We start from the raw sequence: 25,435 nt of genomic DNA on the forward strand, positions 1-25,435 counted from the left end.
GAAGCTCGACCCGCTCAACACACGACGGACGCGGACGGCCAGGCGCTGGCCGTCCGCGTTGTTCGTGATCAGGAGCCTCAGCCGACGGGCAGCGGGCCGGTGTCGGACGGGCGGCGCTCCTCGGCGCCCGTCGTCTCGACGGGCTCGACCGGGCGGCGGTGCTCCAGGGCGGTGCGCAGCTGCGCGCGGCCCCGGTGGATGCGCGACCGGACGGTGCCGAGCTTGACGCCCAGCGACGCGGCGATCTCCTCGTAGGTCAGGCCCTCGATGTCGCAGAGCACGACCGCCGCCCGGTACTCGGGGGCGAGGGCGTCCAGCGCGGCCTGGATGTCGGCGTCGAGGTGCCGCTCGTCGTAGGCCTGGGCCGGGCTGAGCTCGCGTCCCTGGAGGCGTTCGGCCGCGTCGTCGGCGAGCGCGTCGAAGCGGATGCGCTGCTTGCGGCGGGCACGGTCGAGGAAGAGGTTGGTGGTGATCCGGTGGAGCCAGCCCTCGAAGGTGCCGGGGCTGTAGGAGGACAGGGATTTGAAGACCCGGACGAAGACGTCCTGGGTCAGGTCTTCTGCGTCGTGCCGGTTGCCGGTCAGCCGATACGCCAGCCGGAACACCCTTGTGGAGTGCTCGCTGACGATCTCCTCCCACGTCGGAGGCGTCCACGCCATCGCGCCTGCGCTCACCACTACCCCCGTCTGATGCGAAATCGTTACGGCTCAGCATGCCGTTCCACGGATAAGAGCCGTGTAAGAGGAACGCGCCTGGGCGGGTAACGTCTCGGGCACGGAGTGAGACCGCTCACTCCGGAGGCCGTTTCACCTGGGGGTTCACCTCTGGATCACCCCCTGGACACCTCTCCCTCGTACGGTCCCGGCGTGACCGATCACACATTCCTCCGCAGGGCCGGGATCGCCGCGATCGCCGCCGGTGCCGCCCTGACGCTCGCTCAGCCCTCGTTCGCCGCCGCCCCCTCGCACGGCAGTGGACATGACAAGGAGAGCGGCGGGACGCTGCCGCGCATCCCCCTCGCCCAGTTCCAGAACAAGCTGCTGCCCGGCAGCATCGCCGACGACCGTGGCGTCGCCCTCGGCGGCGTGGGCAGCGACCTCTTCCACGACCCGGGCGCCCCGGCCGACGAGTTCTGGGCGATCACCGACCGCGGCCCGAACGGCACGGTGACGGTGGACGGCGAGGAGCGCACGACCTTCCCGGTCGCGACGTTCGACCCGACGATCGTGAAGATCAAGGTCCGCAAGGGGGCCATCAAGATCCTGCGGTCGCTGCCCATCACCAACGCCAAGGGCAGGCCGGTCACCGGCCTGCCGAACATCGACGGCCGCGAGGACGCCCCGTACGGCGTGGACGGCAAGACCAAGCTGTCCTACAACCCGGACGGCATCGACTCCGAGGGACTGGTCCGCACCGAGAACGGCGAGTTCTGGGTCGCCGAGGAGTACGGACCGTCGCTGCTGCACCTGGACAAGCGCGGCCGCGTGATCGAGCGCTACGTCCCGCAGGGCTGGGAGGGCAAGGGCGCGACCTACCCGATCAAGGCGACGCTGCCCGGCATCCTCTACTCGCGCGCCTACAACCGCGGCTTCGAGGGCCTGACGGTCAGCCCGGACGGCAAGTCGCTGTACGCGGCGGTGCAGAGCCCGCTCGCCAACCCCGACAAGAAGACCTACAAGGCCTCGCGGAACGGCCGAATCGTGAAGTTCGACCTGCGTTCGCGCAAGGTGACGGGCGAGTACGTCTACCGCTTCGAGGACGTCTGCACGTTCGACAAGCCCAGCTGCGGCTCGCAGAACGAGATGAAGATCTCCGGGCTGGTGGCAGTCGACAAGAACAGGCTGCTGGTGGACGAGCGGACCGACAAGGTCGCCCGGATCTACACCGTCGACCTGCGCAAGGCCACCGACATCAACGGCTCGGCCTGGGACGACCCGAAGACCAGCCCGTCGCTGGAGAAGTCGGCCGACGTCCCGGCGGGCGTCACCGCGCTGCCGAAATCTCTGACCGTCGACCTGGCCACCGTGCCCGGCATCCCCGGCAAGATCGAGGGCATCGCGCTGAGCACCCGCAAGACGCTCGCGGTGATCAATGACAACGACTTCGGGCTCGGCACGTTCGGCCCGGACGGGCGGCTGATCGACAGCGGCATCCCGACCACGCTCCGCTTCGTTCCGCTGCCCCGCTGAAGCCGGCCGGCCGACGCGGGATCGCGGACGCACAGGTCGCCCGGCCGCATTACAAGATCTCGACAGCTGTGACGTAACTCATTAGATCAACTGTCAACAGCAATTGAACACTTACCAACGCGACGCCGATGATCGGAGGACTCGTACGACCCCACCCCGAAACGCGAGGCAGTGGCATGGCGCGAAGCTACAACCTGGCCGACCTGCTCGAAATCCTGGCCGAGGCGGGCCCGGACCGGCCCGCCCTGGTGGCCGGGGACGAGCGCCGCACCTTCAAGGAGCTGAGTGAACGGGCCAGCCGCGTCGGCCACTACCTCGCGTCGCAGGGGATCCAGCCCGGCGAGCACGTCGCGATCCTGTCCTACAACCGGGCCGAGTGGCTGGAGAGCATGCTCGGCATCTTCAAGATCCGTGCGGTACCGATCCCGGTGAACTTCCGCTACGTCGCCGCCGAGCTCCACCACGTGCTCGCCGACTCCGACGCCGTCGCGCTGATCGGCGAGCGGTCGCTGCTGGCCAAGGTCGAGGACATCCGCGCCGACCTGCCGAAGCTGCGCGAGATCGTCGCGCTCGAGGACGGCGACGGCACCGAGATCCCTGGCGCCGTCGAGTACGAGAAGGCCCTGGCCGGGGCGTCCGCGGACGACGACTTCCCGGCGCGGTCCAACGACGACCGCTACATCATGTACACCGGCGGCACCACCGGCTACCCCAAGGGCGTCGAGTGGCGCTGCGAGGACATCTTCTTCGGGGCCATGGGCGGCGGCAACAGCTTCGGTGACCCGGTGGAGAGCCCCGAGGCCCTCGCCAAGAACGCCGAGCAGCCCGCGATGGCGGTGCTGGACTGCGCGCCGGTCATGCACGGCGCGGGCCAGTGGGTGGCCTTCATGGGCCTGTTCATGGGCGCCAAGGTCGTCCTCTACACCGAGCACGCGTTCGACCCGGCCACCGCGCTCAACATCCTCATCGAGGAGCAGGCCAACGTCCTGTTCATGGTCGGCGACGTGATGGCACGGCCGGTCGCCAAGGAGCTGGCGAAGGGGACGTACGACATGTCCTCGCTCTTCGCGATCGCCTCCGGCGGCGCGCCGCTCACCGAGGGCGCCAAGGACGAGCTGAAGGTGACGCTGCCGAACGTCGCGTTCCTCGACAACTACGGCGCCTCCGAGACCGGCGCCACCGGCCCGTCGGTCGGCGGCAAGGAGGGCACGGCCCGCTTCATGATGAAGGAGGGCACGACCGTCCTCGACGACGACCTCAAGGTCGTGAAGCCGGGCGAGATCGGCAAGCTGGCCCGGCGCGGCCACATCCCGCTCGGCTACTACAACGACCCGGCGAAGACCGCGACCACGTTCTTCACCGACGCCGAGGGTGTGCGCTGGTCGGTCCCGGGCGACTTCGCCTGCCTGGAGGAGGACGGCACGATCACCCTCCTCGGCCGCGGCTCGCTGGTGATCAACACCGGCGGCGAGAAGGTCTACCCCGAAGAGGTCGAGGTGGCCCTGAAGGACCACCCCGACGTCTACGACGTGGTCGTGGTGGGGCTGCCGGACGAGCGGTTCGGCCAGCGCGTGGCCGCGGTGATCTCCCCGCGCCCCGGGACGAGCCCCACGCTGGAGGAGATCACCGAGTACCTGCGCGACCGTCTGGCCGGATACAAGCTGCCCCGGCAGATCCACCTGGTCGACGAGGTGCAGCGCACGGCCGTCGGCAAGTCCGACTACAAGTGGGCCAAGGGCGTCTTCGCCGCCGCCAGGTCGTAGCAGTCGTCGAACGACGCCAGGACCGCCGGCCAGGTGCACGCCGCCGGCTCGGTGGTCCTGTTGTGCGACGCGATCCGGCGCCGTAGCCGGTGGTCGCGCGCCAGGCGCAGCAGCGCGGCGGACATCTCGGGGAAGGTGTGGCCGAGGAGCCCCTCCGAGCCCGACTCCACGAAGTCCGCGACGCCGCTGCCCGCCTGGGCGACCACCGGCAGGCCCGCCAGCCGCGCCTCCAGCGCCGCCAGCCCGAACGACTCGCGCGACGCCGGGGCCAGGAACAGGTCGGCGCCCGCGAGCACCTTCCGTACGCCGGAACGGTCGAGCCGCCCGGTGAGGCGCACCCAGCCGGTCATCCGATGGCGGCGCAGGTAGCGCTCCATCCGGGCGCGGGCCGGGCCCTCGCCGACGATCGTCGCGCGGATCGGCGCGTGCGCCTCGGCCTCGCGCAGCAGCCGCAGCAGGTTCATCGGCTCCTTGCGCGGCGCGAGCCGCCCGACCGCGACCACGTGCACGGGCTCGCGTTCGTGCCGGTGCGCGCGCAGCCGGACCGGGGCGTGCGCCCGCGCCGCCTGCGCGAAGTCGTGCCACTGCGAGGTGTCGATGCCGTTCGCCACCACGCGGACCGGCAGCCGCCCGTCCACGACGCGGCGGATCGGCGTCGCCGCCGCCTCGCTCACCGCCGTGACCACCAGGCCGCCCGGCCGCCGCGTCCACCCCGCGAACAGGCCCCGGTGAACGGCCTGGCTGACCGGTCCCCACAGGCTGTGGACAGTGAGGACGATCGGCAGCCCCGAACGCTGCGCCCTGTGGACGGCCCGCCACGCGAACGGGGAGACCGCGCCCGCGTGGATGTGGACGACGTCGGGCTTGCGGCCGCCGAGGATCGGCGCGATCGACCGGCCGATCGGCAGCTCCCAGGGCATCGGGGTGACCAGCCGGTCCACCGGCAGCGGCTCGCCCGCGAACCCCTCTGCGAGCCCCTCCCCGAGGCCGTCCGGGGGGCGGGCGGCGTCATGGCACGGGGTGGCGGTGGCGATCGCGACGTCGTGCCCGGCGTCGCGCTGGGCGCGGGCGAGCTCGTCGACCTGGACCTCGATGCCGCCCAGCCGGGGCAGGAAGCAGTCGCTCACGTGCAGAATCCTCACCCCACCGAAGTGTCGAGAGCCGAGGGCCCCCGGGGCCGCCCACGCCATTCCGATGGCACAGGTTTGACGCAACCCAGGACGGAACTTCACGTTGATCCGGGAATCCTGATCCCGTGCGACGGACCTGTGTGTTCTTTCACGCCCATCCCGACGATGAGGCGCTCCTGACGGCGGGCACGATGGCACGCCTCGCCGACGAGGGCCATCGCGTCGTCCTCGTCGTCGCGACGGCCGGGGAGCGGGGGCTGACCGGGGAGGACGGCGCAGGCGGCGCCGATGACGACCGCCCGCTCGGTGAGATCCGTACGGCCGAACTGCACGCCTCGGCGCGCGCCCTCGGGTGCGCGCGTGTGGTGCTGCTCGGCTATGAGGACTCCGGGCTGGACGGCGACGCGCCGGGCGGCTTCGCCCGCGCGCACGTCGACTACGCGGCCCTGGAGCTGGCGCAGCTGCTCCAGCAGGAGGAGGCCGACGTCCTCACCGTCTACGACCCGGCCGGGGGCTACGGGCATCCCGACCACGTTCAGGTGCACCGGGTCGGGGTGGAGGCCGCGCGCATCGCGGGCACGCCCGTCGTCCTGGAGGCGACCGTGGACCGCGACCGGCTGCTGCGGGTGCTGAGGCGCGTCGCGCGCGTGCCGTTCGCCGGCCGGGCGCTGGACGTGTCCTCCTTCGAACGGGCCTACGCGCCCGCCGAGGAGATCACCCACCGGGTCGACGTCCAGGCGTACACCGGAGCCAAGCGGGCCGCGATGGCCGCGCACGTCACCCAGACCACCGGCGGCGACTCGATCCGGACGCTGGCCGCGCTGCTGCGCCTGCCGCGCCCGCTGTTCCGCCGCGCGCTCGGCACCGAGTACTACGTGCGACGCGACCTGGCGCCCGGCACCGCCCTCGACCATCCGCTGGACGCCTGGCCGAAGAAGCGGCCGCCGATCGAGCGAGTCCGGGCGGCCGAGGAAGTGGCCGAGGTTTGACCAGACCCGTCAGGATCACGCTCTCGGTCGTCTCGCTGCTGGCCGCCGCGGCCCTCCTGGTCGCGCTGCCGTACGTGGTCGGGGTGAACTGGGAGGAGATCTTCCGCGAGTTCGGCAAGCTCAGCGCGGTCGAGATCGTCGCGCTCACGCTGCTGTGGCTGGCCGGGCTGTGGGCCTACACCTACGTGATGACCGCGTCGCTGCCCGGGCTGACCAATGCGCACGCGTTCATGCTGAACGCGGTGGGCAGCGCGGTGAGCAACCTGCTGCCGTTCGGCGGCGCGGCGGGCGTCGCCGTCACGTTCGCGATGGCGCGCGGCTGGGGCCACCGCAATGCGCCGATCACCGTGTCCACACTGGTCACGGGCGTGTGGAACGTCCTGTCGCGGCTGCTGCTCCCGGCCGTCGGCATCGTCGCGCTGCTCATCGCGGGCGAGCTGCCCGACCGGCGGATGGCCGCGATGGCGGGGTTCGCGGCGGCTGCGCTGCTGGGGATCGTCGTGCTGCTCGCGCTCGCCCTGCGTTCGGAATCGGCCGCGCGCACCGTGGACCGCTGGCTGCACCGGCTCGCGCTGCGCCTGCCCGGCCGTGCCCGCGCGGTCCTGCTGCGCGCCGACGGGGCCATGCTCGACGTGCGCAACAAGACGATCGGCGTGCTGCGCACCGGCTGGATGGGCCTCACCTTCGGGATGATCGCCTACCTGCTTCTCCAGGCGCTGCTGCTGGAGGGCTGCCTGCTCGTGGTGGGCGCGGACGTTCAGGTCGCCGAGGTCGTCGCGGTGTTCGCCATCAACCGGATGCTCACCACCGCCGTCGTCACCCCGAGCGGCGCCGGCATCAGCGAGACCGGAACGGCCGCGCTGCTCGTGCACTTCGGTGTGGCGGCGGCGCCCGCCGCGGCCGCGACGATCCTCTACTCCTTCTACACGTACGCGATCGAGATGCCGACGGGCGGCCTCGCCTGGGCGGCGTGGACGCTGCGGCGCAAGCGGACGCGGACGGCGCCGCCCGCCCCCGACCGGCACTTGGTCAAGAAATGATTCCGTCGAACCGGGCGTGCCTTGGGGCGGATCGTGCGCATAACAGCCCCATGGGGGGAGAACGGTTGATACCGCTGGCGGAGCGGTATCGGCTGCTCTCGGTGGTGGGGTCTGGTGGCATGGGCACCGTCTGGCGTGCCTACGACGAGATGCTTGACCGGGATGTGGCCGTCAAGGAAGTACGCCTGCCCGAGGGAATGACCGTCGGCGAACGCCGGCTGATGTGCCGCCGGCTGATCGACGAGGCGCGCGCCACCGCGGCGCTGCGGCATCCGGGCGTGGTCGCCCTGCACGACGTCATCGTCGAGGACGGCCGGCCGTGGATCGTGATGGAGTTCCTGGAGGCCCGGTCGCTCGGCCAGGTCGTCGCCGAGGACGGCCCCGTCGCGCCGGAGCGCGCCGCCGAGATCGGTGCCGCCGTGCTGTCGGTGCTGCGCGTCGCGCACACCGCCGGGATCCTGCACCGCGACGTGAAGCCGAGCAACGTGCTGCTCTGCGACGACGGCCGGATCGTGCTCACCGACTTCGGGCTGGCCGTGCACATGGACCCGGGCGGGCACGAGATCGCCGACACGCTGATCGCGGGCATCGAGGGGTCGCCCGCCTACCTGCCGCCCGAACGGGTGCGCGGCGAGGCCAGCGTGCAGGCGTCCGACCTGTGGTCGCTCGGCGCGACGCTGTACGCGGCGGTCGAGGGGCGCTCGCCTTTCCTGCGCCGCCACGCGCTCGCCTCGATGGTGGCGGTGCTGCTGGGGGAGTACGCGCCGCCCGCGAAGGCGGGGCCGCTGCGGCCGGTCATCGACGCGCTGCTGCGCGAGGACCCGGAGGAACGGCCGTCGATCGCCGAGACGGCGCGCATGCTGCGCGAGGCGCGGCAGCCGGCTCTCGCGCCCGTGGACACGGGCCGCCGCATGTCGTGGAAGATGCCGCGCGCGCTGACCCGGCCGAGGCTCGGAACCGTGCTGAGCGTGGCGTCGCTGGCCGTCGCGGTCGCCGTCGTCGGCGCCTGGGGCGCGCGGTGGAACTCCATCGGCAAGAGCGAGGCCAAGGCGCTGCTGCCCGCGCCCGCCGGCGTTCAGAAGACCAGCATGTTCCACGAGGACGACGGCTACACCGTCGAGGTGCCCGCGGGCTGGCAACGGCAGCGGGTGGCCAACGGCGTCGAGTGGACCGACGCGACGCACGACCAGGGACTGAGGATCACCCGCTCGGAGGGCGACCCGCTCACCGGGCTGCGCGCCGCCGAGCACGAGGTGGCCGCGGACAACGCCTTCCCGGGATACCGCAAGCTGCGGCTGGAGGCGGCGCCGGAGATCGCCAAGGACGGCGCGGAGTGGGAGTTCACCTGGAAGGCCGAGCACGGCCTGCGCAGCCGCGCTGCCGGCTACGAGTTCTACTTCTTCGCCCCCGAATCGCGCTGGACACCGGGGCAGCGGCTCTACGACAAGATTCTGGAGAGCTTCCGCCCCGAGGGGAACTGAGCTGTCGCCGATCGCCCGTCAGAGGGTCTGCTGGATCTGCAGCAGGAGCTCGGCGTTGGACGTGGTGTCCTTCATCTTCTCGATGAGGAGCTCCACGGCCTGCTGCTTGTCCAGGCCGGTCAGGACGCGGCGGAGCCGCCAGTTGAGGTCGAGCTCCTGCGGCGACATGAGCAGCTCTTCGCGGCGCGTGCTGGACGCCAGGACGTCGACCGCCGGGAAGACCCGCTTGTCGGCCAGCGACCGGTCGAGCTTCAGCTCCATGTTGCCGGTGCCCTTGAACTCCTCGAAGAAGACGTCGTCCATGCGGGAACCGGTGTCGACCAGCGCGGTCGCCAGGATCGTGAGGGAGCCGCCGTTCTCGATGTTGCGGGCGGCGCCGAAGAACTTCTTGGGCGGGTAGATCGCGGTCGTCGCCACGCCACCGGCCAGGATGCGGCTGCTGGAGGGCGCCGCGAGGTTGTAGGCCCGGCCGAGCCGGGTGATGGAGTCGAGCAGCATGACCACGTCCTGGCCCTGCTCGACCAGGCGCTTGGCCCGCTCCACGGCCAGGTCGGCCAGCGCGGTGTGCTGGTCGGGCGACCGGTCGAAGGTCGAGTGGATGACCTCGCCGCGGACGGTCCGCTGCATGTCGGTGACCTCCTCGGGGCGTTCGTCGACCAGAACGACCATGAGGTGGCACTCGGGGTTGTTGGTGGTGATCGCGTTCGCGAGCGCCTGGAGGACCATCGTCTTGCCGACCTTGGGCGGCGACACGATGAGGCCGCGCTGGCCCTTGCCGATCGGCGAGATCAGGTCGATGATCCGGGTCGCGGTCGCGCCGGTGTCCAGCCGCAGCCGCTCGTCCGGGAACAGCGGCGTGAGCTTGCCGAACTCGGGGCGGTTCAGGGCCTCCTTCGGGTCGGCGCCGTTGACGGCCTCGACCTGCACGAGGGAGGTGTGCTTCTCGCGGCCCGAACGCGGCGACCGCGCGGTGCCGACGATGATGTCGCCGGGGCGCAGGCCGTTCGCCTTGATCTGGGCGGCGGACACGTGGACGTCTTCGGGACCGGGCGAGTAGCCCTGGGTCCTGATGAACGCGGCCTTGTCGGTCACGGCGAGGATGCCGTGGAAGGGGATGACCAGGTCGTTCCCGGCCGGAGCCTGCTGCTTGGCGGGCTGGGCCTGCTGCTTGGCAGGCTGCGGGTGCCGTCCCTGCTTGGGAGGCTTGAGTTCTGTGGTGGTAGTGGAGGACATATGAGTCCCTTCTGGGGGTACGCGGAAAACGCGCACGGCCCGATGCGTGAAGATGCACTGCTCCCCGGGACGAAACGATGGGGAACCTGTCTCTCCGGGCGCTCAGATGGCCCGGGCGGGGAAGAAACGCCGACGTACCTTCGCTAAGCGGACAACGTAGGCGTTAGCTAGACACTACAGCACCCCGGGCCCGGATTGCATTCCCGGATTCCGGCGTTTCTTCGGGATCAGTTGTTGTGGATCAGTCTTCGGGGGCGGGCTGGACCGAGACCACGCGGAACTTCCCGCGGTCGACGACGGTGTCCTGGAGGCAGCCCTTCAGCCTGCGCAGCGCGTGCTCGCCGAGCGCCGGCTGCACGACGAGGGCGAACCGGGCGCCGCCGAGAGGGGCCAGCGCCCCCTGCTCGATGTAGGGGCGCGTGGAGCCCTTGCAGTACTCCCACAGGCGGTTGGCCAGCGGCTGGACGGTCGCCGCCCCGGTGTCGCCGCGCGTGCCGGCCTCGATGATCACCGTGCTGGCCGGGGCCGCGACCGGGCCGTCCGGCCGGTCCTGGGTCCGTTCGGCCAGCTCGCCGATCACCATCACGACGAGCACGGCCGCCGCGGCCAGCCACACGGTCAGCTTGATCCACCGCTTGCGGCCGGGGCCGGGAACGGCCAGATCTCCCGCCCCCGCCAGCACGCCGCCCGCCGGAAGCCGCAGCGACGCCGGCACCGCGGACGCGCTCGAACGGCCGAACCGGCTCGCCACCCGTTCGACCAGCGCGGCAAGCCCGGTCACCACGATCCCGGCGCCGAGCAGCACCGGGATGAAGACGCCGTAGGACTCCGAGTCCTCTTCCAGCCATCGGAACCTGGGCGTGGGCGCGTCGTCTCCCGTCCCGTACGGGCGCGAGGCGGGCGCCGGAACGCCGGCCAGCCTCGGCCGCTCGGGCGCGGGGTCGGTCCGTTCCAGCAGCTCGGTGAGCCGCCGGTCCAGTCTGGCGAGCCGGTGCGCTCCCGCGACGGCCAGCAGAACGATCAGGCTGACCAGCAGCAGCTCACCCGACATCAGCGCCCGCTGCCACTCCCAGCGGGCCAGGTAGACCACCAGGTAGGCCCCGGTGGCCACCACCATCGCGCCCAGTCCGAGGTAGACCAGGCGCCTCATGCCGTGCTCCCCGCTCGCCTCATGCGACGGACTCTTCCTCGTCCTGGCGGGTGCTCAGCGGCTCGACGCGGCCGGTGTCGCCGTCGACGAGGAGTTCGGTGCCGGGGGCGAAGCGCTGCAGCGCGCCGCGCAGGCCGACGACGGTGGGTACGCCCAGCTCGCGGGCCAGGATCGCCAGGTGGGAGAGCGGGCTGCCGGTCTCGGCCACGACCCCGGCCAGCGTGGGCAGGTGCGCGGCGAGCGAGGGCCGGAGGGTGTCCACGACGAGCACCGAGCCCGGCGGGGGAGACTCCGGGCCGGTGTGCACCGGCCCGGAGCCCCGGCCGCCACCGGCGGGGCGCGCGCCGTCCCCGCCGGGTGCGGCCTCCGCCACGATCCGGTCTCCGGCCAGCCGGAAGACTGCCGGGAGCGGGGCGGTACGTGGCGGGACGGGACGGCTCTCAAGGGAGATGGGGAGGTCTCCTCCATCGAGGACCGTCTCGAGTTCTTCGAAGCGCAGTGCCCTGACCTGGTCGGGCGCGGACAGCGGGCCGGTGGCCGTGAGGCGCATGCCGGTCTGCCAGGCGAGGCGGGCGCCGAGTTCCTGCACCCAGCGGATCCGCAGCCGCAGCATCTCGCGGGGCGGCAGGTCGGCGGCCGGTCGCGAGCCCCGGCCCTGCTCGGTCGTGGCGGCCGCCGTGGCGGGCAGACGCGGGTCGGGCCCGATCGCGGGCGGGGTGAGGGTGAGCACGGACGGGTCGGCGGCGAGGATCTGCGGGTCGTTCTGGCCCCGTGTGCGGCCCCGATGGAGTGCGGCCAGCCCCTGTGCGGCCGCGGTCGCCATCTCGGCGTCCGAGGTGAGCAGCGATCCGGCGAGCGCCTCCTGGCCGTGCAGCGCGGCGAGGGCGGCGCGGGCCCAGCGCAGCGCCGCGAGCAGCTCGGCGTCGGTCAGCTCGCCCGGCGGCGGAACGGCCGCGAGATCGGCGTCGACGTCGGCGGCGGTCTGCGCGGCGAGGTCGGGCAGGTCGGCGCGGAGCCGCCCGATCCGCCAGGCGACCGACAGGCGGCGGAACGCGGGCACCGGGTTGAGCAGGCGCAGGTAGCGGGCGCCGCGCCCTTCCGGGGCCGCGCCCAGGCGGCGCAGGTCGGCGGCGGCGCGCCCGCCGACGGCCTGCACGGTCGGGCTCTTGCGGAGGCTGCGGCGGGACGCCGCTCCGGCGGTCGCGAGCGCCTCGCCGAGACCGTGGTTCAGCGGTACGAGCCAGAGGTCCTCTTCGAGCGGGGACAGCGGATCGGGGAGGGTCTCGGCGACCGGTCCGGGGCCGAGCACGGCCGCGCGGCGCGGCGGCATCGGGGCGAGCGCGGTCACCGGGCGGCTCTGCAACATCCACAGGCGGCCGTCGTGGTCGAACGCGAACTCCACATCCTGTGGACCGCCGAACACGTCCGCCGCCTTGGCCGCCAGCCGCGCGAGCGCGCGGAGCTGGAGGTTGGTCAGCGGGCCGTTCGCCTGATCGTCGCCGGTGGCGGCGTCGTCACGTTCCACGGCGTCGTCACGTTCCACACCGATGACGCGGCCGCGCCGGGTCAGCGCGTAGCGGGTGCCGTTCATCTCGCCGCCGACCAGCGCCTGCGGCCCGCCGGGAACGGCGGAGACGATCACCCGGTCGGTACGGCCGTCCACAGGGTCGACGCCGAACATCACGCCGCCCGCGGCCGCGTCGAGCTGCGGCTGGACGAGCACGGCCATCGTGCCGGGCCCGGTCGCGGAGGCGGCGACCTCGTCCACGGCCTCGAGGAAACGTTCCCAGCCGCGTACGTCGAGCACCGACACGAACCGTCCGGCCATCGACGACGCGGCGCCGTCCTCCTGCGTGGAGGAGGAACGGACGACGAGCGTGCGGCGGCCGTTCTTGCTGAGTTTCGACCAGGCCTCGCGCAGTTCGCCGGTGTTCACATAACGGGAGGACCGTTCGGCGTCCGCGCATTGCACGGGAATGACGAATCCGGGCAGCACCGGAAGGTCGTGCACGGCCGCACGGGCAAGGTTCGCCGCCTTGGCGCCCGTCCTGTCGGCGAGGGACGCCATGGGGTCGTCGAGTTGAATGGTCCAGAAGACGCGTGTGCTTGGTGGCACTGCGAACTCCGTTCCTCGGGGCCGCCCGTCTCTTTACAATCCGCCGAATGCCCGGTGAATTCCTCCCTCGTAAGGGGTGTCTTGCGTCTCACCCCTTTGGGCAGTGCGTGCCGCGCCGCCTCGTTCGCAGGGCGGAGGCGACCCCTGAGAGAAGGCCGAGCCGGCCGGGTTCGTACGATGGCCACGCGTCGTGGATCGAGGGGGAGACGATGGCCGCCGAGCAAGGCCTGCGCAGCGAGGTCGCGGAGGGCGTCGGGACGATCACGATCGACCGGCCCGGCAAGCGCAACGCGATGAGCGCGGCGATGTGGCGGGAGCTGCCCGAGCTCCTGGAGGGCCTCGCGGCCGATCCGTCGGTACGGGTCGTCGTGCTCACCGGCGCGGGCGGCAACTTCTGCGCGGGCGCGGACATCTCCGAGCTCGCCGACATCAATCCGCACGGCGACGACGACAACCTGTCGACCTTGGCCGAAGAGGCGTTGGCGGGCTTTCCCAAGCCGACCATCGCGGCCATCGAGGGGTTCTGCGTCGGCGGCGGATGCCAGCTGGCCGCCGCGTGCGACCTGAGGTTCGCAGCCGAGGGCGCGCGGTTCGGCATCACCCCCGCCAAGCTCGGCATCGTCTACCCGGCCTCGGCGACCTCGCGGATCGTACGGCTCGTCGGGCCCGCCGCCGCCAAGTACCTGCTCTTCTCCGCCGACCTGATCGGCGCGGACCACGCGCTGCGGATCGGGTTCGTCGACGAGGTGACCGCGCCTGGAACGTTGCGGGAACGGGTCGCTGAGTTCGCCGCGATGATGGCGTCCCGTTCACTGCTCACGCAGCAGGCGAGCAAGGAGATGGTGGACGCCGTCGCGGCCGGTGAGTCCGTCGAGGCGCGGGCCGAGATCTGGGTGGCGGAGGCCGTGGCCGGCGGCGACGTCACCGAGGGCATCACGGCCTTCCTGGAGCGCCGCACGCCGAAGTTCACCTGGACGGGTCCGGGCGGCCGGTCCGCCCGCTAACCCGTCGCGGAGAGATCGCAGAAGCGGCTCTCCGGCAGGCCGTGCAGCTTCACGGCGATGTCGACCGGATCCGCCAGCAGCCTGCCCGGGCCGTTCTTGCGCAGCTCGGCCAGGGAGAGCACGCCGCCCAGCAGCGCTTCCGGCGTCCGTACGAGCAGCAGCGGCCCGACCTGCGCGCCGCCCATCTCGATGGCGCGCAGGCAGCCGAGCAGCGCCTTCATCTCGTCGCATTCCGACGACGCGCCATTGGCTCCATTCGTGCCATGGCCGGCCCCGTTGGTGCCGTTCGGGCCGGGGAGGCCGTTGGACGTGCGGAGGCGCCGCAGCAGGTCGATGAAGTCGCGTTCGAGGCCGCGCGGGCTCCGGCCGGACAGGTAGTAGGCCGTACGCCAGGGCGGGCCGCCCGCGGCGGGATCGGCCAGCTCGATGCGCAGCCCATAGCGTTCGGCGAACCGCTCATAGGCCTGGACCAGGCCGGACGGCGGCGACTCGACGGCGTTCGTGCCGGCCGCGCCGAGCGCGCCCGCCACGGTGTCGACCGGGTCGGCGCCGAGCGAGGCGGCGACGGCCTGGTCGAGCCTGCCCACCAGGTGGCCGCGCATCCGCGCGACCTCGGTGGACATGCGGTCGACGGCGTCGCGTTGCTCGGTCAGCCGGGTGTTGATCTCGGGCAGCATCCGGTCGTTGATCTGCGTGATCAGCGAGCGGATGCGGGCGTCGGTCTCCTGGAGCGACTCGGCGTGCGCGGCCTGCCCGGCGGCCAGCCGTTCCAGGTGCTCGCTCTGCGCCGACCGGAACTGCTCGAGCTCCTCGCGGGTGCCCTTCAGCGCGGTCAGCTGGGTGCGGATGTCGGCGATCTCGGGGGCCGACGCGGCCCGTTTACGGTCGAACGCGAGATAGAGCTCGCGTCCGGCGATCGCCAGGCAGAGCAGGATGAGGATCGCGGTCATGGCGCCCCTCCAAAGGGCTCACTTGCCTGGCAAGATAATTCACCATGTCCGAACGCGGATAGCCCGAAATGCCGTTACGGCAAGGTTCGGCCGAAACCGAGCCGCGGTCGATACCCCGAAACCGTTACGATCCGGTCGATTTGCTCGCCGTCTCCGTGATGGCGCGCAGCGCCGCGACATGTGCCGCGAAGGCCTGCCGTCCCTTGGACGTGAGCGACAGCCAGGTGCGCGGGCGTTTGCCCACGTACCCCTTGGTGACCTTGACGTAGCCCGCCTTCTCCAGCGTGGTCGTCTGCTTGGACAGCGCCGAGTCGCTCACCTCGACCGTGTCGCGCACGTACGCGAACTCGGCCTTCTCCGCCGCCGCCAGCGTGGCCACGATCGAGAACCGCACCGGCGAGTGGATGACCTCGTCCAGCTCGTGCCGTGGATGGTTCATCGCGCCGTTCCCCGGTCCGTCTCAGAAGTGCGGCGGTGGGTCAGGTAGGCGCTGAAGAAGCCCGGCAGCGACACCACGACCGCGCCCGGCACCCACCACGCGGCCTCGCCCTGGAAGTGCAGGCCCGCGAAGAGCACCGCCATGTAGAGCACGGTCCAGGCGGCCATCATCGCGCCGTGCGAGCGTGCCATGCCGCGATGCGTCACCGGCTGGCGCATCGCGTAGATGATCAGGTAGGTGAGCGTGACCACCCAGAACGCCATGCTGACCACGATCCCCGCGGGCCACGAGATCAGCCCCAGCAGCAGGACCATGACCAGCGACATCGCGCCGTAGCCGAGCTGGAAGCGGATCAGCCAGCGGGACCGTTCGTCCACCGCGGCCTTGAGCTCGTCGGCGCGTGCCAGCGCCGCCGCCGGGGTCAGATCGCTCGCGTCGTCCATCTCGGCAGTGTGGCAAGTACTTTCCAATCTGGCAAGTACTTTCCACGCACCACCCGGCCGCGATCTAGCATGGGCGATGTGATCGACAACGAGGACCTCCGCCTGGCCGTGTACTGGGCGTTCGCCGAGACCGGCCTCCCGCCGACCGTCCCTGAGCTGGCCGAACGCTTCGACACCGACGCCCATCAGGTCCGCGTCGGCCTGCTCGACCTGCACTCCCAGCGGCACATCGTGCTGGACTCCGACGACCGGATCGTGATGGCGCACCCGTTCGCGTCCATCCCGCTCGGGTTCGCGGTGATGGGGGAGTCGCGGCTGTGGTGGGGCGGCTGCGCGTGGGACTCGTTCGCGCTGCCCCACCTGGTGCCGGACGAGCCGGAGGTCCTGGTGTCGACCCGCTGCCCGGGCTGTGGAAGCCCGCACGCGTGGGTCGTCGGCCGCGAGGAGCCGCCGCCGGGTGATCAGGTCGCGCACTTCCTCGTCCCCACCTCCCGGCTGTGGGACGACGTTGTCCACAGCTGTGGAAACCAGCGGCTGTTCTGCGGGGAGCACTGCGTGAACGCCTGGCTGGCCCGTACGGGCGACGAACGCGGCTACGTCATGGACCTGCCGACGCTCTGGCGCCTCGCGCGGCACTGGTACGAGGGCCGCCTCGACCGCGGCTACACGCGCCGCGAGCCCGTCGCCGCCGCCGAGTACTTCCGCGCGGTCGGCCTGAAGGGCCCGTTCTGGGGCCTGTGATGCCCCCCCTCACGCCGATCTTGCTCTGAGCGCCCTCTTGACCCCCAGGGAAGGGCGCTCAGAGCAAGATCGGCGCGTTATCTGCTGTTGAGGTAGGCGAGGACGGCGAGGACGCGGCGGTTGTCGTCGTCGGAGACGGCCAGGTTGAGCTTGGCGAAGATGTTGGCCGTGTGCTTGGTGACGGCCCGTTCGGTCACGACGAGGGCCTGGGCGATGGCGGCGTTGGAACGGCCCTGCGCCATCAGCTCCATGACCTCCTTCTCGCGCGGGGTGAGGTGGCCGAGCGGCTCGTCGCGCGTGCCGCGCGCCACCAGGCGGGAGATCACCTCGGGATCCATCGCCGTTCCGCCCGCCGCGACCCGCCGGACCGCGTCGATGAACTGGTCGGCGTCGAAGACGCGGTCCTTCAGCAGGTAGCCGATGCCGCCGCTCCCGTCGGCCAGCAGCTCGCGGGCGTACAGCTGCTCCACGTACTGCGACAGCACCAGGACCGGCAGCCCGGGAACCTGGCGGCGCGCCTCCAGCGCCGCCTGCAGCCCCTCGTCGGTGAACGAGGGCGGCAGACGCACGTCGACCACCGCCACAGCGGGACGGTGGTCGAGGAGTGCCTTGAGCAGGGAGGGCCCGTTGTCCACGGCGGCCGCGATCTCGAAGTCGTGCGACTCCAGGAGGCTGACCAGCCCCTCTCTCAGGAGGGCGAGATCCTCGGCGAGGACAACGCGCATGGCAGCTCCAAGGTGACGATCGTCGGGCCGCCCGGAGGCGAGTTCAGGGCGAGTACGCCGTCGAATGTACCGATTCGGCGCTCGATCCCGCGCAACCCCGTGCCGCCGTCCAGGGACGCGCCGCCGTGGCCGTCGTCGGTCACCGTGATCCGGAGCATCCCGTCCTCGTGCCGCATGTCGACCCAGATCCGGCGCGCCCCCGAGTGCTTGGCCGCGTTGGTGAGGATCTCCGAGACCGCGAAGTAGGCGGCCGACTCGACCGGCGGCTCCGGGCGGCCGTTCACCTCGACGTTCACCTCGACGGGCAGCGGGTGGTCCAGCGCCAGGGCCTTCACCGCGTCGCCGACGCCGCGGTCGGCCAGCACCGGCGGGTGAATGCCGCGGACCAGGTCGCGCAGCTCGTGCAGGGCCTTGGCCGACGACTGGCGGGCCTCGGAGAGCAGCCGCCTGGCCTTCTCCGGGTCCTTGTCCAGCAGGTGCTCGATCGCGCCGAGGCTCATGCCCATCGCGACCAACCGGGCCTGGGCGCCGTCGTGCAGGTCGCGCTCGATGCGGCGGAGCTCGGCCGCGGACGCGTCGACGGCGTCGGAACGGGTCTCGGTGAGGTGCTGGACGCGCAGCGCGAGCCGCGAGGACTCGGTCGGGCCGAGCAGCGAGTTGCCCCAGCGGCCGTAGACGTTGAGCATCGCCGGGCCGGTCAGGAGCCCGACGACGATGAATCCGGCGCCGAGCACGACCGTGCTGATGACCTTGGCCGGATCCTCCCAGTAGCCGTCGTGGACGTGGACGAAGCCGTACCAGTCGTTCCCGCCCGCGTTGCCGATCACCTCGCCGAGCCCGGCGGACAGCACCCAGCCGTAGATCCCGTACAGGACCAGGTAGAACGGCAGCGAGGCGGTGAAGAACACCACGATCGGGTCCAGCATCAGCCAGAGCAGCTCGCGCCAGGTGGCGGGGTCGGAGACCAGCTTCACGAAGCGCTGCGTCTGACCGGCGATCCCCGGCTTGTACTCGTCCTCGGGCAGGTACGGGCGGTCGATCTGGATCCCGGTCCACTTGCCGATCAGCCTGCGGTAGGTGTCCATGAGGTTGCGGGTCACCATCAGCAGTGGCGGCAGCAGGAGGATGCCGATGCCGAGACCCACCAGCGACAGGGCAGTGAGCACGGCCGTGTAGATCAACATCGCCGGCCAGCTCAGCAGGCCCAGGCAGAAACCCCGCCAGGGCGCCCTGGCATACCGCTGCAGCCGGGTCTCCTTGACCAATTCTGCGTCCACTGGGTCCTCCGCACCTTGCCCGGTCAGTACGGCTCCAGTCTCCGGCCGCGCCTCCTTGCGCACAGTGTGCCCCGAACCCGGACCAAAGGTGTAGTTGAGTACACCCTCGGACGCCGCATAAGGCCATGTCGCCGGGCTTTCAGGCTTCTTAGCGTTTTCAGGTGTCACCCCCCAACGACACCCACCCAGGGGCAACCATGAAACGGAATCTCGCGGCCGCGCTCGGCGGCTGGAGTGCGCGTCACCGAAAGACCGCCATTCTCGGCTGGCTGGCGTTCGTCATCCTGGCCTCGGTCCTGGGCGGGATGGCCGGCCAGGTCACGATGGAGGACTACGAGCAGGGCACCGGGCCGTCCGCCCGGGCGGAGAAGATCCTGCACGACGCGGGGATCAAGGCTCCGGACGGCGAGATGGTGCTGGTCCACGGCGGGTCGCACGCCGCCGGATCGCCCGAGGTGCGGCGCGCGGTGGCCGCCGTACGGGCGAACGTCCAGGCCACCGGGATGATCACTAATCTGCGGCCCGACCTGGTGTCCAAGGGGCGGCACGACGTGCTGATCCAGTTCGACATCAAGGGCGACCCGGACACCGGGACCGAACGCGTTCCGCCCGTACTGGACGCGGTCGCCAAGGCGCAGCGCGACAACCCGGGCGTCACGATCGGGGAGTTCGGCTCGGCGAGCGCCGACAAGTGGTTCAACGACTCGGTGGGCAAGGACTTCCAGCGAGCGGAGATCACCGCGGTGCCGCTGGCGCTCGGGATCCTGCTGATCGCGTTCGGCGCGCTGCTGGCCGCCGTGCTGCCGGTGCTGCTGGCCTTCACCGCGTTCCTGGCGGCGGGCGGCCTGCTCGCCTTCACCAGCCACGCGGTGCACGTGGACACCACGACCAACTCGGTGATGCTGCTGATGGGGCTGGCCGTCGGCGTCGACTACTGCCTGTTCTACCTGCAGCGTGAACGCGAGGAACGCCGTGCCGGGCGCGACAAGGAGACCGCGCTGGCGATCGCGGCGGCGACGTCCGGGCGTTCGGTGCTGGTCTCGGGCCTCACGGTCATGGTGGCGATGGCCGGGATGTTCCTGTCCGGGCTGCTGCTGTTCAAGGGCTTCGCGCTGGCGACGATCCTCGTGGTCTGCATCGCGATGCTCGGCTCGGTGACCGTTCTGCCCGCGCTGCTGTCGCTGCTGGGCGACAAGGTCGAGTTCGGCCGCATCCCGCTGCTGGGCCGCCGCGGCAAGCGCGCGAACAACCGCGGCCAGCGTGCGAACAACCGCGACAAGGGCGGCGTGGTCGCGCTGCTCCTGCGCCCCGTTCTGGCCCGTCCCGGGATCGCGGCGGTGCTGTCGGCAGGGCTGCTGCTCGCGCTGGCCGCACCCGCGCTGGGCATGAAGACCGAGAAGCTGAGCGTCGACCAGCAGATCCCGGCCGACATCCCGATCTCGCGGACGTTCACCCAGCTCAACAAGGCGTTCCCCGGCAACCCCGAGCCTGCGACGGTCGTGGTCAAGGCCCGCGACATCCAGGCCCCGGCCGTACGGCAGGCCATCGCCGACCTCAAGCGGCAGGCGGTCGCGACCGGTGAGATGAACGACCCGATCACCGTCACCGTGCACAGGGCGCAGAACATCGCAGAGATCGACGTCCCGCTGGCGGGGGCCGGGACGGACGCGACCTCCAAGCACGCCCTGGACACCCTGCGCACCGAGATCGTGCCGCAGACCGTCGGGAAGGTCGCCGAGGCGCCCGTCACCGGGCAGCTGGCCTTCTCCGTCGACTACAACGACCAGTTGAAGGACAGCATCGTCCCGGTGTTCATCTTCGTCATGGGCATCACGTTCCTGCTCATGCTGGTCTTCTTCCGCTCGGTCGTGATCGCCCTCACCGCGATCGTGCTGAACCTGCTGTCGGTGGGCGCGGCGTACGGCGTGATGGTCGCGGTCTTCCAGCGCGGCTGGGGCGACGAGCTGATCGGAACGCACGCCGCCGGCGCGCTGGAGTCCTGGATCCCGCTGTTCGTCTTCGTGGTGCTGTTCGGCCTGTCGATGGACTACCACGTGTTCGTCGTGTCCCGGATCCGCGAGGCCTACGACCGGGGCCTGGACACCACCCGAGCCGTCGGCGCCGGGGTGCGCGGCACCGCGGGCGTCGTGACCGGCGCGGCCGTCATCATGATCGCCACGTTCGGGGTGTTCGGGACGCTGACGATGCAGGACTTCAAGCAGCTCGGCGTGGGCCTGGCCGTCGCGGTCCTCATCGACGCCACGATCGTCCGCGTCATCCTGCTCCCGGCGGCGATGGCCCTGCTCGGCAAGGCCAACTGGTACCTGCCGCGCTGGCTCGGCTGGCTGCCCAAGGTCTCCCACGAGGCCGCGATCCCGGCCGCTCGCCCTGCGGAGGACGAGCTCGTCGGAGCCGGCAGGCACTGAGTCCGAAGATCCTCAGGGCGATGCGGGACCCCGGCCGGGCGGCCGGGGTCCCGTCATGCCGTTCAGCTTGCCGGTGGGCAGTTCTCGACCAGGTTGGTTCCTGGTCCGCCGTCGCACTTGAACGCGCCATGCGGCAGGACCGGGTCGATGCCGTCGAGCCAGTCGTTCCCGTTCTCGCCGTAGAGGAACGCGCCAGGGCCGCCGAACAGGACGTCATTGCCGTCTCCGCCGTACAGGAACTCGTTGGAGCCCTTGCGCGCGTCCAGCACGTCGTTGCCCGGGCCGCCGCCGGCCCCGCTCTCGCCGCCGCGAAGGTCGATGGCGTCGTTGCCTGGACCTCCGCTGATGTTTCCGCCATGCGGGTAGTCGCGAATGATGTCGTCGCCCTGCTCACCGAAGGCGTAGTGCGTGAGCCCGGGGTGAGTGAATCCGTAGTTGATGAGCCGGTCGTCCTTGGGCCCGAGATGGATCTGGGTCCGGCCCGAGGAGAAGGCGGCGCAGGTGACGGTGTGCCGATCAACGTTGGCGCAGCCCGCTCCGGCGACGAGCGGGCTCGCCGCGTCGGTGACCGTGGTTCCCCGGATGGTGACGTCGTTCACCACGCCCTTGGTGTCCTTGAACCACAGGACGTTGTCGCCGGAATCCTCAACGAGGTAAACCCCGGATCCAGTGCCCGCCTGGGCGGGTGCGGCGGCGACCAGGCCCTGGGCGGCGGCCAGCGCGACGGCGGCCAGCAGTGCGACGCGAAGCCGGCCCAGGCCGTCGAGCGTCAACGGTTTCATCGCTGATCTCCTCGGCAGGCCTAGGACGGGCAGTTCTCGATCAGGTTGGTGCCGGCCCCGCCGTCGCAGATGAACGCGCCATTGGGCATGACCGGGTCGATGCCGTCGAGCCAGTCGTCGCCGTTCTCGCCATAGAGGAAGGCTCCCGAGCTGCCGAAGAGCACGTCGTTGCCGTTCTCTCCGTGCAGGAACTCGTTGTTGCCCTTGCGCGCGTCCAGCACGTCGTTGCCGGGACCGCCCCAGGCGCCGCCCTGGTTGCCGCGGATGTCGACGTAGTCGTTGCCGGGGCCGCCGTAGACGCGTCCGGCGGGGGGAAGATCGCGGATGATGTCGTCGCCCTGGTCGCCGTAGATGAAGTGGGTGAGCGACACCCTTGGGATCCCGTAGTTGATGATCCTGTCGTTCTTCGGGCCCAGGTGGATCTGGGTGAGGCCGCTGAAGTAGCCGGCGCAGGTGACGGTGTGCGAGTCGACGTTGGCGCAGCCGGCGCCGGCGACGAGCGGGCTCGCCGCGTCGGTGACCGTGTTCTCCCTGATGGTGACGTCGTTCACCACGCCCTTGGTGTCCTGGAAGTTCAGCGCCGCCGTCGGGCCGCTGTCCGGGCTGAGGAAGACGCGCGAGCCCGCCGCGGCCTCGGCGGGGATCGCGGCGGAGAGCCCTGTGCCGGCGGCCAGGGCGGTGATGGCCAGTAGCGCGAGGCGACGCCTTCCGCGAAGCCCCCGGTCGTGGAACGCGAACTGGATCATCTTGGAGTTCCCTCCTGTCGACGGCCCGCCGGCGGCGGGCCCCCGGGCGAAGCTCAACACGGCTTTGTGGCCCGGCGGATCCTCACATCCCCCGCCGCTTCCGGTCATGGCCGGGTCCGGTGACCCTCCCCGTTGCCTCGTATCAAACTTGTACTTGACCTAATTAATAGTGCCGTCCTACTCTTGGGCTCGTCCTAATTACTTGTCACATGAGGAGGTCGCCCATGACCGCACCGGCCATCGCCCGGACGGACGCCACGGCGCCGGACAGGCTCGACGCGCGGCTGCTGCGCACCGCGTTCGTGCTGGTCCTCGGGCCGATCCTGGCCCTGCTCGACACGACGATCGTGAATGTCGGGATCGACGCGGTGGCGCGCGACCTGCACAGCTCGCTCGGCTCGGTCCAGTGGATCTCCGCGGGCTACCTGCTGGCGATCTCGATGGTGATGCCGCTGTCGGGCTGGGCGACCGAACGCTTCGGCGCCAAGACCATGTGGATGACCTCGGTCGGCCTCTTCGTCGCCGGCTCCGCGCTCTGCGGGCTGGCCTGGTCGACCGGCAGCCTGATCGCCTTCCGTGTGGTCCAGGGCATCGGCGGCGGCATGATCCAGCCGATCGGCCAGTCGATGCTCGTCCGCGCCGCAGGCCCGTCCCGCCTCGGCCGGATCATCTCCATCACGGTCCTGCCCATCACGTTCGCCCCGGTCCTCGGCCCGGTCCTCGGCGGCCTGGTCCTGCAGAACCTCGACTGGCGCTGGATGTTCCTGGTGAACGTCCCGATCGGCCTCCTCACCCTCACCCTCGCCGCCCGCATGCTCCCCCGCGACGAGGAACGCGCCCTGGTGGGCGGCCGGTCGGCATTGATGCCGCGCGGGGACGGGCAGCGGACGCGGCTGGGCCGCTGGGTGGCGCGGCTGCCGTTCGCCGCGGCCCGGGACGTCGCTGGACGGCCGGGGGCTGGCCAGCAGGCGTTGCCTCGGGTTGCCCAGCGGACGCGGACGCTGGCGGGGGTAGCGGGGCGGTCGTCGGCCGGGGGCGGGCAGCGGACGCGGGGTGGGGGTGGTGAGCGGGGGCGGCTGGACTTGCTGGGGTTGGTCCTGCTGTCGCCGGGGCTTGCTGGGATTGTGTACGGGTTTTCGGAGGCGGGGAATGTGGGGGGATTCGGGTCCGCGCGGGTGTTGGTGACGCTGGTCGGGGGGTGGCTGCTGGTGGCGGGGTATGTGGCGCATGCGCTGCGGATGGACGGGACGCCGCTGATCGACCTTCGGCTGTTCGCCCGGCGCGGGTTCGCGGTCGCCACGGCCAACTCGTTCCTCCAAGGGGCCGCGCTGTACAGCTCGATGCTCCTGCTGCCGCTCTACTACCAGCAGGTCGAGCACGCGAGTGCGCTGGAGGCGGGGGTCATGCTGGCGCCGCAGGCCTTGGGCACGGCGGTCGCCACGTACTTCGCCGGGAGGCTGACCGACCGGATGGCGCCGCGGCCGCTCATTCTCGGCGGGATCCTGCTGACGCTGGCGGGGACGGCCGCGTTCACCCAGCTCGGCTCCGGGCCTGCGGGTTGGCTGCTGCTCGTGTCGCTGGTCGTACGGGGTGTCGGGCTCGGCGTGGTGATGGCGCCCGGGATGGCCGCGATCTACAGCGCTGTTGAGAAGCATGAGGTGTCGCGGGCGGCGGGCGCGGTCAACACCCTCAACCGGGTGGGCGGCGCGCTCGGCACGGCGATCCTGGCGGTCGTCCTCCAGGGCAACCTGAGCGGGCAGGCCCCGGCGGTCGCCTTCGGCGACACCTTCTGGTGGGCCATGGGGTTGTCCGTGATCACGCTGGTCCCCGCCCTGTTCTACCCCGGACGCACGAAGTGAAGGAGAGCGCGATGACCCTGCGGTTGATGAGCGTGCACGCCCACCCCGATGACGAGTCGAGCAAGGGAGCGGCCTCGCTGGCCAAGTACGCGGCCGAGGGCGTGGACGTCCTGGTGGTCACCTGTACGGGCGGTGAGCGTGGCGACGTGCTCAACCCGAAGATGGACCGGCCCGGCGTACGGGAGAACCTCGCCGAGATCCGGCGGGCGGAGATGGACGCGGCCCGCGAGATCCTCGGCGTGCGGCAGCGCTTCCTCGGCTTCGTGGACTCCGGCCTGCCGGGCGAGGGGGAGCCGTTGCCCGACGGGTGCTTCGCGGAGCAGCCGCTGGAGGAGACGGTCGTGCCGCTGGTCGCGTTGATCCGCAGGTTCCGGCCGCACGTCGTCGTGACGTACGACGAGACCGGCGGCTACCCGCACCCCGACCACATCAAGACGCACGAGGTGACGGTGGCCGCGTTCGACGCCGCCGCCACGCCCGGCATGTTCCCGGAGGCGGGGGAGCCCTGGCAGCCGCTCAAGCTCTACTACCAGGGCGCTCTCTCGCGGGCGTGGTTCCAGGCGCTGCACGACGGGATGACCGAGCGCGGCATCGAATCGGCGATGGGGCCGCTGCTGGCGGACTGGCCGGACACCCCCGGACTTGAGATCACGACCCGCGTGCGGTGCGAGGAGTACTTCGGCGTACGGGACCGGGCGCTGCTCGCGCACGCGACGCAGGTCGATCCGGACGAAGGGTTCATGCTGCACCCGCGCGACGTCGAACGGGAGGTCTGGCCGACCGAGGACTTCCACCTGGCCCGTTCAGCGGTCGATGTCGACCTTCCCGAGAACGATCTATTCGCCGGGGTGCGCCCCGAATCCTCGGCAAAGGCGGCACCCGGATTGCGTATCACTCCCTGAGCGCGGCGCCCGCCCTCGTCAATCATGGCGGGGACCACGACCAGCGACAG

Annotated in this window: 21 protein-coding genes and 1 pseudogene; 10 read left to right on the forward strand and 12 right to left on the reverse strand. The window is 71.3% G+C overall.

Annotated elements, in window-relative coordinates:
* Positions 1–77: 77 nt before the first annotated feature.
* Entirely contained in the window at positions 78–659 is a 582-nt protein-coding gene (gene sigE, locus J4573_RS37860) for an RNA polymerase sigma factor SigE (RefSeq protein WP_243774248.1), read from the reverse strand.
* A gap of 207 nt (positions 660–866) precedes the next feature.
* On the opposite strand from sigE, the gene J4573_RS37865 reads away from it, so the two are divergent.
* The gene (locus J4573_RS37865) at positions 867–2,189 is read left to right on the forward strand and encodes an esterase-like activity of phytase family protein (RefSeq protein WP_208260936.1); all 1,323 of its coding nucleotides are present in this window, start codon (positions 867–869) and stop codon (positions 2,187–2,189) included.
* A gap of 176 nt (positions 2,190–2,365) precedes the next feature.
* Positions 2,366–3,952, forward strand: coding sequence for an acyl-CoA synthetase (locus J4573_RS37870; RefSeq protein ID WP_208260937.1), 1,587 nt, complete (start codon positions 2,366–2,368; stop codon positions 3,950–3,952).
* On the opposite strand, the gene J4573_RS37875 is transcribed toward J4573_RS37870, so the two are convergent.
* On the reverse strand, positions 3,910–5,079 hold the full coding sequence (locus J4573_RS37875; protein ID WP_307797225.1) for a glycosyltransferase family 4 protein: 1,170 nt from the start codon (positions 5,077–5,079) through the stop codon (positions 3,910–3,912). The genes J4573_RS37870 and J4573_RS37875 overlap by 43 nt on opposite strands.
* Positions 5,080–5,207: 128 nt before the next feature.
* On the opposite strand from J4573_RS37875, the gene J4573_RS37880 reads away from it, so the two are divergent.
* The 3 genes from J4573_RS37880 to J4573_RS37890 are packed head-to-tail and all read left to right on the forward strand — an operon-like array spanning position 5,208 to position 8,592.
* Positions 5,208–6,071, forward strand: coding sequence for a PIG-L deacetylase family protein (locus J4573_RS37880; protein ID WP_307797227.1), 864 nt, complete (start codon positions 5,208–5,210; stop codon positions 6,069–6,071).
* On the forward strand, positions 6,068–7,111 hold the full coding sequence (locus tag J4573_RS37885; protein ID WP_208260939.1) for a lysylphosphatidylglycerol synthase transmembrane domain-containing protein: 1,044 nt from the start codon (positions 6,068–6,070) through the stop codon (positions 7,109–7,111). Before J4573_RS37880 ends, J4573_RS37885 begins: the two co-directional genes overlap by 4 nt.
* A gap of 50 nt (positions 7,112–7,161) precedes the next feature.
* On the forward strand, positions 7,162–8,592 hold the full coding sequence (locus J4573_RS37890) for a serine/threonine-protein kinase (RefSeq protein WP_279575726.1): 1,431 nt from the start codon (positions 7,162–7,164) through the stop codon (positions 8,590–8,592).
* A gap of 18 nt (positions 8,593–8,610) precedes the next feature.
* Here J4573_RS37890 and rho read toward each other — a convergent pair.
* From rho to J4573_RS37905, 3 genes and pseudogenes are all read right to left on the reverse strand, one after another.
* Positions 8,611–9,720 (reverse strand): annotated as a pseudogene (gene rho, locus J4573_RS37895) (transcription termination factor Rho); the annotation flags it as partial.
* A 346-nt stretch (positions 9,721–10,066) separates the two neighbouring features.
* Positions 10,067–10,975, reverse strand: a complete 909-nt coding sequence (locus tag J4573_RS37900; protein WP_208260942.1) for a hypothetical protein — start codon at positions 10,973–10,975, stop codon at positions 10,067–10,069.
* A gap of 19 nt (positions 10,976–10,994) precedes the next feature.
* Positions 10,995–13,091 carry a PEP/pyruvate-binding domain-containing protein gene (locus J4573_RS37905; protein ID WP_208260943.1) on the reverse strand — a complete coding sequence of 699 codons (2,097 nt, stop codon included), beginning with the start codon at positions 13,089–13,091 and terminating at the stop codon, positions 10,995–10,997.
* A gap of 209 nt (positions 13,092–13,300) precedes the next feature.
* Between J4573_RS37905 and J4573_RS37910 the strand changes: the two genes are divergently transcribed.
* Positions 13,301–14,095, forward strand: a complete 795-nt coding sequence (locus tag J4573_RS37910) for an enoyl-CoA hydratase/isomerase family protein (RefSeq protein WP_208260944.1) — start codon at positions 13,301–13,303, stop codon at positions 14,093–14,095.
* Here J4573_RS37910 and J4573_RS37915 read toward each other — a convergent pair.
* The 3 genes from J4573_RS37915 to J4573_RS37925 all read right to left on the reverse strand — a co-directional run bounded on the left by J4573_RS37915 (position 14,092) and on the right by J4573_RS37925 (position 15,927).
* A complete protein-coding gene (locus J4573_RS37915; RefSeq protein WP_208260945.1) occupies positions 14,092–15,045 on the reverse strand; it encodes a hypothetical protein in 954 nt (317 codons plus the stop codon). The two genes, J4573_RS37910 and J4573_RS37915, sit on opposite strands and share 4 nt — an antisense overlap.
* A gap of 124 nt (positions 15,046–15,169) precedes the next feature.
* Positions 15,170–15,484, reverse strand: a complete 315-nt coding sequence (locus J4573_RS37920; RefSeq protein ID WP_208260946.1) for a winged helix-turn-helix domain-containing protein — start codon at positions 15,482–15,484, stop codon at positions 15,170–15,172.
* A complete protein-coding gene (locus J4573_RS37925) occupies positions 15,481–15,927 on the reverse strand; it encodes a hypothetical protein (RefSeq protein WP_208260947.1) in 447 nt (148 codons plus the stop codon). The genes J4573_RS37920 and J4573_RS37925 overlap by 4 nt, the downstream gene beginning before the upstream one ends.
* Before the next feature lie 78 nt (positions 15,928–16,005).
* On the opposite strand from J4573_RS37925, the gene merB reads away from it, so the two are divergent.
* Positions 16,006–16,668: an organomercurial lyase gene (merB, locus tag J4573_RS37930; protein WP_208260948.1), complete on the forward strand. Its 663-nt coding sequence runs from the start codon at positions 16,006–16,008 to the stop codon at positions 16,666–16,668.
* A 77-nt stretch (positions 16,669–16,745) separates the two neighbouring features.
* Here the strand turns inward: merB and J4573_RS37935 are convergent, their stop codons facing one another.
* Complete coding sequence (locus J4573_RS37935; protein WP_208260949.1) at positions 16,746–17,393, reverse strand: response regulator transcription factor; 648 nt, start codon at positions 17,391–17,393, stop codon at positions 16,746–16,748.
* On the reverse strand, positions 17,357–18,670 hold the full coding sequence (locus tag J4573_RS37940; protein ID WP_307797228.1) for a sensor histidine kinase: 1,314 nt from the start codon (positions 18,668–18,670) through the stop codon (positions 17,357–17,359). The genes J4573_RS37935 and J4573_RS37940 overlap by 37 nt, the downstream gene beginning before the upstream one ends.
* A 197-nt stretch (positions 18,671–18,867) precedes the next feature.
* Between J4573_RS37940 and J4573_RS37945 the strand changes: the two genes are divergently transcribed.
* Positions 18,868–21,096, forward strand: a complete 2,229-nt coding sequence (locus tag J4573_RS37945; protein WP_208260950.1) for an MMPL family transporter — start codon at positions 18,868–18,870, stop codon at positions 21,094–21,096.
* Positions 21,097–21,158: 62 nt separating this feature from the next.
* On the opposite strand, the gene J4573_RS37950 is transcribed toward J4573_RS37945, so the two are convergent.
* Positions 21,159–21,878, reverse strand: coding sequence for a hypothetical protein (locus J4573_RS37950; RefSeq protein WP_208260951.1), 720 nt, complete (start codon positions 21,876–21,878; stop codon positions 21,159–21,161).
* 20 nt (positions 21,879–21,898) lie between these two features.
* Positions 21,899–22,624, reverse strand: coding sequence for a hypothetical protein (locus J4573_RS37955; protein WP_208260952.1), 726 nt, complete (start codon positions 22,622–22,624; stop codon positions 21,899–21,901).
* A 224-nt stretch (positions 22,625–22,848) separates the two neighbouring features.
* Here J4573_RS37955 and J4573_RS37960 point away from each other — a divergent pair, with 224 nt between their 5' ends.
* The gene (locus J4573_RS37960) at positions 22,849–24,483 is read left to right on the forward strand and encodes an MFS transporter (protein ID WP_208260953.1); all 1,635 of its coding nucleotides are present in this window, start codon (positions 22,849–22,851) and stop codon (positions 24,481–24,483) included.
* 11 nt (positions 24,484–24,494) lie between these two features.
* On the forward strand, positions 24,495–25,385 hold the full coding sequence (gene mca / locus J4573_RS37965) for a mycothiol conjugate amidase Mca (RefSeq protein ID WP_243774230.1): 891 nt from the start codon (positions 24,495–24,497) through the stop codon (positions 25,383–25,385).
* The last annotated feature ends 50 nt before the right edge of the window (positions 25,386–25,435 follow it).

The organism is Actinomadura barringtoniae (genome assembly GCF_017573505.1).
Taxonomy (GTDB): domain Bacteria; phylum Actinomycetota; class Actinomycetes; order Streptosporangiales; family Streptosporangiaceae; genus Spirillospora; species Spirillospora barringtoniae.